Source organism: Rhodococcus sp. P3_B8 (assembly GCF_056402775.1).
The window spans coordinates 96,580-105,789 of the sequence record NZ_JBFUGT010000028.1; the positions used below are offsets into that span (position 1 = coordinate 96,580).

A 9,210-nucleotide genomic window follows, 5' to 3' on the forward strand; every position below is an offset into this window, starting at 1 on the left:
TCCACTCCCTCCGGGAATTGATCGCAGGCTTGGCACGTTAGTTGAGTGAGTAACGCTCAACTTATAGGAGGCTGAGGAATGCCAGCATTCTTCGGGCCGGAGGGCCCAGGTCGCATCGACATCAGTCGGCTCATGAGTCGCTCCACCCAGGAGCTCATGGCTGCTGCTGCCCGCTTCGCCGCAGGTCGTGGCGACGCGGAACTCGATGCGCTCCACGTTCTGCGCGTCATGACAGAACACGAACCCGTCACCTCTCTGATGCGCCGCGCAGGCGCCGACACGTCGGCCGTCGCCGATGCCGTCGAACTGCGTCTGCCCCAGAGCCGTGACACGTCAGGCTTTGCAACACCCGCACTGAGCGGCGCGCTGAAGACGGCGCTGCTCGAGGCGCACCAACTCGCGCGCGCCCTCGGGTCCACCTACATCGATCCCGAGCACCTCTTCCTGGCGCTCGCCGCGGATCAGGACCACGCCGCCGGACGCCTGCTCGCGTCCGAGGGAATCACCCCGGAGCGCCTGCAGACCGCCGTGCAGGGTGGATCGGTGGAGGAGGAGTCCTCGAACTCGGGGACCCCCACGCTCGACAAGTACGGCTTCGACCTCACCGAACGCGCACGCGGCGGCGGAGTCGACCCGGTGATCGGGCGCGCCGACGAGATCGAGCAGACCATCGAAATTCTCTCGCGCCGCACCAAGAACAACCCCGTGCTGGTGGGTGAGGCCGGCGTCGGCAAGACGGCGGTCGTAGAGGGCCTCGCCCAGCGCATCGTCGACGGCGACGTTCCCGACCGCCTGACGGGTAAGCGCATCGTCCAGCTCGACCTGTCGAGCATGGTGTCGGGCACCCGGTACCGCGGCGACTTCGAGGAACGTCTCAACAAGGTGATCGACGAGATCTCGGCCCACTCGGACGAGCTGATCGTCTTCATCGACGAGGTCCACTCCATCGCCGGTGCCGGCGGCGGCGCCGACGGTGCGATGGATGCGGGCAACATCCTCAAGCCGAAGCTCGCCCGCGGTGAGCTGCACATCGTCGGTGCGACGACGCTCGACGAGTACCGCAAGCACATCGAGAAGGATCCGGCGCTCGAACGCAGGTTCCAGCCGGTGACGGTGGCGGAGCCGAGTGTGGAGGATGCGGTGGCGATCCTGTCCGGTCTGCGTGACCGGTACGAGGAGCATCACGGCGTCCGTTACACGGACGAGGCGATCACGGCGGCCGTYGAGCTGTCGGCCCGTTACATCGGTGACCGCTTCCTGCCGGACAAGGCGATCGACCTGATCGATCAGGCCGGGGCCCGGTTGCGGCTGCGGATGCCGAGCGTCGACGTCGAGGCTCTGCGGGCGAAGCTCGCGGAACTCGAGCAGGCCAAGGAACAGGCCGTCGCCGACGAGCAGTACGAGAAGGCGTCGCGACTGCGGGACGAGGCCATGGAGGTTCAGGCCCGGATCGAGGGGAAGGCGGTCGGCACGAACGACGTGACGCCCGAGGTGACTGCCGAGCAGATCGCGGAGGTCGTGTCGCGGGCCACTGGAATCCCGGCCAGCCAGATGACCGAGGAGGAGAAGGAACGCCTCCGCCGGCTCGAGGACGAACTGCATCGTCGTGTCATCGGCCAGGACGACGCCGTGCGGGCCATCGCCCGGGCGGTGCGCCGCAGCCGCACCGGCATGAACGATCCGGATCGTCCCGTGGGCAGCTTCCTGTTCCTCGGACCGACCGGTGTCGGCAAGACCGAACTGGCGAAGGCGCTGGCCGCCACGCTGTTCGGTGACGAGAACAAGATGCTGCGACTCGACATGAGCGAGTTCGGTGAACGTCACACGGTCAGCCGACTCGTCGGTGCCCCTCCCGGCTACGTCGGATACGGGGAGGCGGGACAGCTCACCGAGCAGGTCCGCCGGAACCCGTACTCGGTGATCCTGCTCGACGAAATCGAGAAGGCGCACCCCGACGTGTTCAACACGCTGCTGCAGGTGCTCGACGACGGCCGACTCACGGACGGTCAGGGCCGGACGGTGGATTTCAAGAACACCGTTCTGATCATGACCAGCAACCTGGGGTCCGACATCATCTCCAGCAAGTCGGGTGCGCTGGGCTTCAGCACCGGTGACGCGGAGGCTTCGGAGAAGCCGCTGCGGGATCGGGTGATGGGCCGGCTGCGTGAGTCGATGCGTCCGGAGTTCCTGAACCGGATCGACGAGATCGTGATCTTCCGCAAGCTCGACACCGAGCAGCTGCACCGGATCACCGACCTGCTGCTGGACGACAGCCGGAAGCGTCTGCAGTCCAAGGGCATCGAGATCTCGTTCAGCGAGGACGCGGTCGATTGGATTGCCGAGCACGGACACCAGCCCGAGTTCGGGGCGCGTCCGCTGCGCCGGTCGATCCAGCGGGCCGTCGACGATCGGATCGCCGATCTGCTGCTCGACGACGTCCTCGTCGAGGGTGGCAGCATCGCGGTCGGAGTGTCCGACGACGAGTTGGATCTCGTAGTCGGCTGATCCCCGACGTGAGTGGCAGAGTGTGCTTCGGCACGCTCTGCCACTCACGTGTGTGGGTAGCCCCTTGCCCGCCCTCGCCGTCTCGGATCAGCACCCGGTGATGAGGTGTGCGTCGTGCACCGTCACCTGTGCGGTGTGCAGGGCTGCAATGTGATCCGGGTGTGTGCCCGGAGCGTTGCCCTCCACGCCGGAGAAGAGCCGAATTACCGTCGACTCGCGGTGCGTGCTCGCCTCCGAAACGGTTACCTACTACCCAGCCTGTTCAGTCGAGCAACTCGACTTCCCAATTCTCCTTCTGCACTTGCAGATCGATTTCCCGGATCTTCCGGGCGAGATCGTCTGCCGTCCGCCGCAGATCCCGGACGGGCAACGCCGCGACGAAGACGAGTTCGGAGCGGAGTTGCCTGCCGTATCGGTCCTGCTCACGACCGGAGGCGGCATCCGCGGCGGCGGACACCACCCGGTGCCGGATGCGCAGCATGTCCCGGCGGGCCAGTGCGTCCGTGATGCTCGCGTCGCCCAGTGGTGCAGCGGTATTCGTCCGATTGATTCTTCGGATGAGGACCTCCAGGCGGTCCAGGACCTCCTCGAGTTCGACGAGGAGCGCCGCGGCGTCCTCCGCCGGCGACTCGCCCTCCTGGTGTCGTGCGTTCGTGAGGATGCGCGACTTCAGGTGCTCCACCCGACGCGTCAGATCGCCCCGTTCGGCCAGTGCCTCAGCCAACTTCACGGTTACCTCCTTTCTCGAAGTCGTTGTAGCACAGCGAAAATGGTGAATGGAGAAGTGTCCGCCCGGGGGCGGACGGGTCGCGGCACCGTGAAGGGAGCGATCGAAGCGCGTCGAACGCGCGGGTGAATTCCCCGAACCGTCGTGTCGGAGAGATATCTCGGTGGCGCTCATGCGCCTTTCGTCGAGTCGAATTCGAGCATCTTCAATAGGTACCACATTCGCGCCCGTGTGGCGACAGTCGATTCGCCCCAGGTGAGTGCCGAAGTGTGTTCCGCCGTTCGTTGGCACTCACGTGCTGGTGGGGGCGACTATCCTCGAGGGCATGCGAGCGGAAGACGGCGAATTGACCTCCAAGCACCAACCGTTGCTGGTGCTGAGCAAGATCACGGAGATCCTCGATGCCTTCAGCCTGACGCGTCCGTCGATGACGCTGGGCGAGATCCACCAGGCGACGGGACTGCCGACGTCGACGGTCCAACGGCTGGTCAGCAACCTCGTGGCGCAGGAATTCCTCGACCGGTCCGGCGACCAGATCCGGATCGGCGTGAAGATGGCGTTCTGGGCCGCGACGGCCACCAAGGGACTCGACATCCTGGCTGTCGTCACGCCGGTGTTGAAGGAGATCCGCGACGCCACCGGCGAGACCGCCAGCTTCTTCCGGGTCGAGCAGGGCTACCGCGTGTGCGTGGCCATCGCGGAGACCGAGCACGCGCTGCGTCGCAACATGTACGTCGGAAAGATCGTCCCCCTGCCCGCGGGATCGGCGGGCCGGGTGTTGCTCGCCTGGAACCAGGACCTCACCGAACAGGTCCTCGCCGGCCCCATCGAGCCGATGACCGAGGGCACCGTCACCGACACCGCGGTGCTGCGTGAACTGATCCACCAGGCCAAGGCCGACGGATACGCCATCACCGCGGGCGAGCGGGAGGACAGCGCCTCGGGACTGGCTGCGCCCGTGTTCGATTCGTCCGCCGACGTGATCGGTGCTCTGGCGATCAGCGGGCCGACACTGCGCATGCCACGCGAACAGTGCGAGCAGTGGGTGGATCTGCTCGTCGGCAGCGCCGAGCAGGTCACCCGGACGCTGGGTGGCCGCTACCCGTCATGAGTTGCGCCGCGATCGTGCGGCCGGCGTCGTGCATGGCCACGGCGTCCGTGGCGACGAGGACGCCGGCGAACCGGGACCGGTAGTCGCCGAGATCGTCGCCGACGGAGCCGACGACGGCGTACACCGGGGCGGTGCCCGCGCGGGCGAGGATCGCGGAGATGATCTTGCCCGCCTTCGTCTGTCCGTCGAGCCTGCCCTCGCCGACGACGATCGCCGACGGGTCCGCGGCCAGGGTGTCGAAGCCGATCACGTCGAGGATGTAATCGGCGCCCGAGCGCAGTTCGGCGCCGTACCGCGCCCACATCCCGCCGGAGAACCCGCCTGCCGCACCGGTCGCGTCGACACTCGACGGGTCGCGGGGCAGAGCCCGCGCCTTCGCCTCGAGCTGCCGCGTGAGGAGTTGCACGGCGCCCGCGTCGGCGCCCTTCTGCGGTCCGAACACCCTGGCCGCGTCGACGTACCGGGTGGTGACGTCGGTCAGGACGGTGACGGCGGCGCCCCGGAGTCCGCCGCCCGCCTCGATGGCGGCGACGGCCCCGGTGCCGCCGTCCGTGGTGGCGGACCCGCCGGCCGCGACGACGATGTGCCGGGCACCGCGCCGGGCGGCGTCGGCGACGAGCATCCCGGTGCCGTACGTGGTGGCGGTGACCGGGTCACGGGGGCCGTCGTGCGGCGTGGTGATCCCGGAGGCGGCGGCGATCTCGATGACCGCGGTCCCGTCGTCGGACAGTCCGTACGTYGGCCGGCACGGGCTGCCCCACGGGTTGCGGGACCGGGTGGTGACCGGGCGCAATCCGAGGGGGACGGTGAGAACGTCGAGGGTGCCCTCGCCGCCGTCGGCGACCGGCAACCTGATCGCGGTACCGCCGGACGACTCGACCCCCGTCGCGACCGCGTCGGCGACCTCGCGGGCGGTGTAGGTGCCCTTGAAACTGTCGGGGGCGATCAGAACCGTCATGAGTTCCACGCTTCCGGGTTGACCGGATGCGGGGGAATCCGGTTCTGCGCCATGGCCACAGCGTTCTCGGCGCACAGCCTCGCCATCTCGGCGCGCACCGACACCGTGGCACTGCCGAGGTGGGGGAGCAGGACCGTGTTCGACAGTTCCGCGAGTCCCGGGGCGAGCGCGGGTTCGTCCTCGTAGACGTCCAGCCCGGCCCCGGTGATCTCCCCGGACTTCAGGGCGGCGACGAGGGCGGTTTCGTCGACGACGGGACCGCGGGCGGTGTTGATCAGGATCGCGGAGGGCTTCATCGCCGTCAGCACGCCCGCATCGACCAGGTGGCGGGTCTGCGCGTTGAGGGGCACGTGCAGCGACAGGTAGTCGCTGGTGGTGACGAGGGTGTCCCAGTCGGTGTGGGTGACGAGTCCGGCGAATTCGCCGAGTTCCTCGTCCGAGACCGGCCGGTCGCCGGGCGGCCGCGGGCAGAACAGCACCTGCATCCCGAAGGCCAGTGCCCGTTTCGCGGTCGCCCGCGCGATCCGGCCGAATCCGGCGAGACCGAGCGTGCGCCCCGAAACATCCTGGCCGAGGAGCAGATTCGGTTCCCATCCGGTGAACTGTCCGGCGCGGACGAACGTGTCGGCCTCCACGGCGCGGCGGGCGGTGGCCATGATCAGCAGCATCGCGACGTCGGCGGTGGCGTCGGTGAGCACACCGGGTGTGTTGCCGACGAGTATCGAGTTCGCGGTCGCCGCCCCGATGTCGACGTTGTTGAACCCGACCGCGTAGTTGGAGATACCGCGGATCTTCGCGGCGGCCAGGAGGTCGGCGTCGAACGTGTCGCGAAGCTGGGACACCACCACGTCGTAGTCGCCGGACACGCAGACCTCCCGCAGCCGGGCGGCGTCCGGAAGCTCGTCGGGAACGTCGACGCTGCCCGCGGCGCGCAGCAGCGTGAGGGCGGGTTCGGGGATCGGGGTGGTGACGTAGAACCGCGCGGCGCTCATCGGCCGCCTCCGATGACCCACTCGAACGCGGTGGCATTGGAGCGTGCGCCCTGCGCGGCCTTGGACCGATTGGCTTCGCCGAGTTCGGCGAGGGTCTTCTCGGACAGTTCCACGAGGGAGCCGAACGTGGTGGGGTTCAGCCAGTCCGGGCGGGTGGCGAACAGCAGGTCCTCGCTGGCGGTGTTGCCGCTGGCGCCGGGTGCGAACGGGCAGCCACCGAGTCCGCCGAGGGCGCCGTCGACGGTCATCGCGCCGGCCGCGACCGCGGCGAGACTGTTCGCGACCCCGAGACCCCAGGTGTCGTGGCCGTGGAAGACGATGCCGCGCTGCGGGGTTTCGAGCCGTACCCGGGAGACGAGCGAGTACACCTCGGCGGGGACGGCCTGGCCGAGGGTGTCGCAGACGACGACGTCGACGGCGCCGTGGGCGCGCGGGTCGTTGGCGATGTCGATGACCCGCTGCTCGGGCACCCGGCCCTCGAACGGGCAGGTGAACGACGTCGCGATGCACAGCTGGATGCTGCCGCCGACCTGCTGGGCGAGTTCGATCGCGGCGGGCATCGCGGCGAGGCTGTCCTCGGTGGAGCGACCGATGTTCGCCTGGTTGTGGGAATCGGAGGCGGAGAAGCAGTACTGGAAATGTCGTGCGCCGGCCGCGGCGGCCTTCTCCATGTGCCGGGGCGTCGCCACCCACACCCAGCAGTGATCGAGTTCCTCCGGGGTCAGCTCCGAGATCACCTCGACGGTGTTCGCCATCGGCGGGACCAGGTCGGGGCGGGCCATCGACCCGATCTCGAGCGCGGGCACGCCGAGTTCGAGGAGCCGGCGGGCGATCTCGAGCTTCCGGGCGGTGGGCAGCATCTTGCCCGTCAACTGCAACCCGTCACGCAGGGTGACGTCGCGGAGCAGGGTGCGTGATTCGAAGGACTGCGTCATGAGAGGCCACCTACCGTGTCGTTGACGATGGAGTCGATCTGTTCCGGGGTCTTGCCGAGCACCGTTTCCAGGACCTCCCGGGTGTGCTCGCCGAGGTCCGGTCCGACGTTGCGGATGGGCAGCGACTTGCCGCCGATCACCGGGACGATGCCGGGGAACCCGACCTGCTTCGGCTCGGCCTCACCGGTGTCGACGGTGAACTGCTGAATCATGTTGCGGGCCGCGTACTGCTCGTCGCTGCAGATGTCGGCGGCGGTGTTGATCGGACCCGACGGCACCCCGGCCGCATCGAGGATCTTCAGCGCCTCGTCGCGCGAGTACTGGATCGTCCACTGGCCGATCGCGGTGTCGAGTTCGTCGCGGCGCGCCCACCGTCCGGCGTTGGTGGACAGGTCCGGGTCGGCGCCGAGGTCGGGACGGCCGATGGTGTCCATGTAGCGCTGGAAGATGGCGTCACCGTTGCCGGCGATGATGATGCTGTCACCGTCGCTGCAGATGTACGCGTTCGACGGGGCGATGCCCTCCATTCGACCGCCGACGCGTTCGCGTTTGATGCCGTACGCGAGGTAGTCGGGGATCAGCGACTCCATCATCGACAGGATCGATTCGTTGAGGGCGACGTCGATGATCCGATGCGGCAGGGACGGACCCGGGGTTCCGGCGACCTTCGCGGCTTCGCGCTGGAACAGGGCCATCACCGCACCGAACGCTGCGTAGAGGCCGGCGATCGAGTCGCCGATCGACACCCCCACCCGCACCGGTGGCCGGTCCGGGTCGCCGACGAGTTCACGGAATCCGCCCGCGGCCTCCGCGACCGCGGCGAACCCCGGCCTCTGCGACATCGGCCCGGTCTGCCCGAACGCCGAGATGCGGGTGATCACCAGGTCCGGATTGGCCGCGTTCAACGCGTCCGGTCCGATGCCCCACTTCTCCAGGGTGCCGGGCCGGAAGTTCTCCAGCAGGATGTCGCACTTGGCGGCGAGATCCAGGACGAGCTGCCTGCCTTCCTCGGTGCGCAGGTCCAGCACGATCGACTTCTTGTTGCGGTTGATCGTGCGGTACAGCATTGAGGTGTCGCCGGAGTACAGCCGCCAGTTGCGCAGTTCGTCGCCGGTCTTCGGGCGCTCCACCTTGATGACCTCGGCCCCGAAGTCGGCGAGCATCCGGCCCGCGGTCGGTGCGGCGATGTAGTTACCGAGCTCGAGTACCCGAACCCCGTCGAGGGGCCGAATGGTGTTGTCGGAGAACATGGTGATCCTTAACTGATAGTGACGCTCAGAGAACGAGGCTCATGGGCAGGACGAGCAGTATTGCGACGACCGATGCCACCGATACTCCCACCGAACACGTCTTCAGCGTGCCTCGTGTGGTCTGACCCATCAAGGACTGCAGCAGCCAGAACGTGTTGCTGGTGACGTGGACCGCGAACAGGGAGCCGGCGCCGGCCGCGAGGGCGATGAGGACGGGGTCGAGGCCGAGGGTCGGTGCGATGGGGGCGAGGACGCCCGCGGCGGTGATCGCGGAGATGGTCACCGAGCCGACGGCGACGTGCAGGACGGCGGCGATCACCCACACCATCAGCAGCGGAGCGGCGTGATTGGCAGTGAAGTACTTGCCGAGGATGTCACCGAGACCGGCCGCTGCGATCGTCGCGGCGAGGGACCCGCCGACGCCGGTGAGGATGAGGATCTGGCCGCTCTCGCTGAAACCGCTGGCGATCGCCTTCTGGACGCGGTGCTGGCCGACGGTGAGGCGTCCGACGAAGCTGGTGCCGATCAGTCCGATCAACAACGCGATGAGCGGTTCGGACACGAACGCGACGACCGGATTGCTGATCTCGGCGATGTCCAGGATCGCGCCGGTCGCGATGAGCAGGAGGGAAACGAGCAGCGGAGCGAGGAGCAGGATGAGGGGGCGGTCGTGCGCCGCGCGCCCGGCCGTGACCTCGGTGACGGTCGCGGCGCGCTGCGCCTGGGCGACGC

Annotated in this window: 8 protein-coding genes; 2 read left to right on the forward strand and 6 right to left on the reverse strand. The window is 68.3% G+C overall.

The window, feature by feature from the left end; translation table 11 throughout:
* Positions 1 to 78 precede the first annotated feature (78 nt).
* Entirely contained in the window at positions 79 to 2,505 is a 2,427-nt protein-coding gene (locus tag AC1D1G_RS13710) for an ATP-dependent Clp protease ATP-binding subunit (protein ID WP_283354432.1), read from the forward strand.
* 262 nt (positions 2,506 to 2,767) lie between these two features.
* On the opposite strand, the gene AC1D1G_RS13715 is transcribed toward AC1D1G_RS13710, so the two are convergent.
* A complete protein-coding gene (locus tag AC1D1G_RS13715; RefSeq protein WP_477952505.1) occupies positions 2,768 to 3,235 on the reverse strand; it encodes a DIP1984 family protein in 468 nt (155 codons plus the stop codon).
* A gap of 322 nt (positions 3,236 to 3,557) precedes the next feature.
* On the opposite strand from AC1D1G_RS13715, the gene AC1D1G_RS13720 reads away from it, so the two are divergent.
* Positions 3,558 to 4,343, forward strand: coding sequence for an IclR family transcriptional regulator (locus AC1D1G_RS13720; protein ID WP_477952506.1), 786 nt, complete (start codon positions 3,558 to 3,560; stop codon positions 4,341 to 4,343).
* Here the strand turns inward: AC1D1G_RS13720 and AC1D1G_RS13725 are convergent.
* The 5 genes from AC1D1G_RS13725 to AC1D1G_RS13745 all read right to left on the reverse strand — a co-directional run.
* A complete protein-coding gene (locus tag AC1D1G_RS13725; protein ID WP_283354434.1) occupies positions 4,309 to 5,301 on the reverse strand; it encodes a glycerate kinase in 993 nt (330 codons plus the stop codon). The genes AC1D1G_RS13720 and AC1D1G_RS13725 overlap by 35 nt on opposite strands.
* Complete coding sequence (locus AC1D1G_RS13730) at positions 5,298 to 6,293, reverse strand: 2-hydroxyacid dehydrogenase (RefSeq protein WP_283354435.1); 996 nt, start codon at positions 6,291 to 6,293, stop codon at positions 5,298 to 5,300. The genes AC1D1G_RS13725 and AC1D1G_RS13730 overlap by 4 nt, the downstream gene beginning before the upstream one ends.
* Positions 6,290 to 7,228, reverse strand: a complete 939-nt coding sequence (locus AC1D1G_RS13735) for a hydroxymethylglutaryl-CoA lyase (RefSeq protein WP_283354436.1) — start codon at positions 7,226 to 7,228, stop codon at positions 6,290 to 6,292. Before AC1D1G_RS13735 ends, AC1D1G_RS13730 begins: the two co-directional genes overlap by 4 nt.
* Complete coding sequence (locus AC1D1G_RS13740) at positions 7,225 to 8,478, reverse strand: CaiB/BaiF CoA transferase family protein (protein ID WP_009477976.1); 1,254 nt, start codon at positions 8,476 to 8,478, stop codon at positions 7,225 to 7,227. Before AC1D1G_RS13740 ends, AC1D1G_RS13735 begins: the two co-directional genes overlap by 4 nt.
* Before the next feature lie 25 nt (positions 8,479 to 8,503).
* Positions 8,504 to 9,210, reverse strand: a 707-nt coding sequence (locus tag AC1D1G_RS13745; protein WP_477952507.1) for a GntT/GntP/DsdX family permease, incomplete at its 5' end; no start/stop codon positions are given.

Coding starts and splice junctions, on each gene's coding strand:
- AC1D1G_RS13720 (WP_477952506.1), top strand. CDS start 3,558: ATGCGAGCGGAAGACGGCGAATTGACCTCCAAGCACCAACCGTTGCTG.
- AC1D1G_RS13730 (WP_283354435.1), bottom strand. CDS start 6,293: ATGAGCGCCGCGCGGTTCTACGTCACCACCCCGATCCCCGAACCCGCC.
- AC1D1G_RS13735 (WP_283354436.1), bottom strand. CDS start 7,228: ATGACGCAGTCCTTCGAATCACGCACCCTGCTCCGCGACGTCACCCTG.
- AC1D1G_RS13740 (WP_009477976.1), bottom strand. CDS start 8,478: ATGTTCTCCGACAACACCATTCGGCCCCTCGACGGGGTTCGGGTACTC.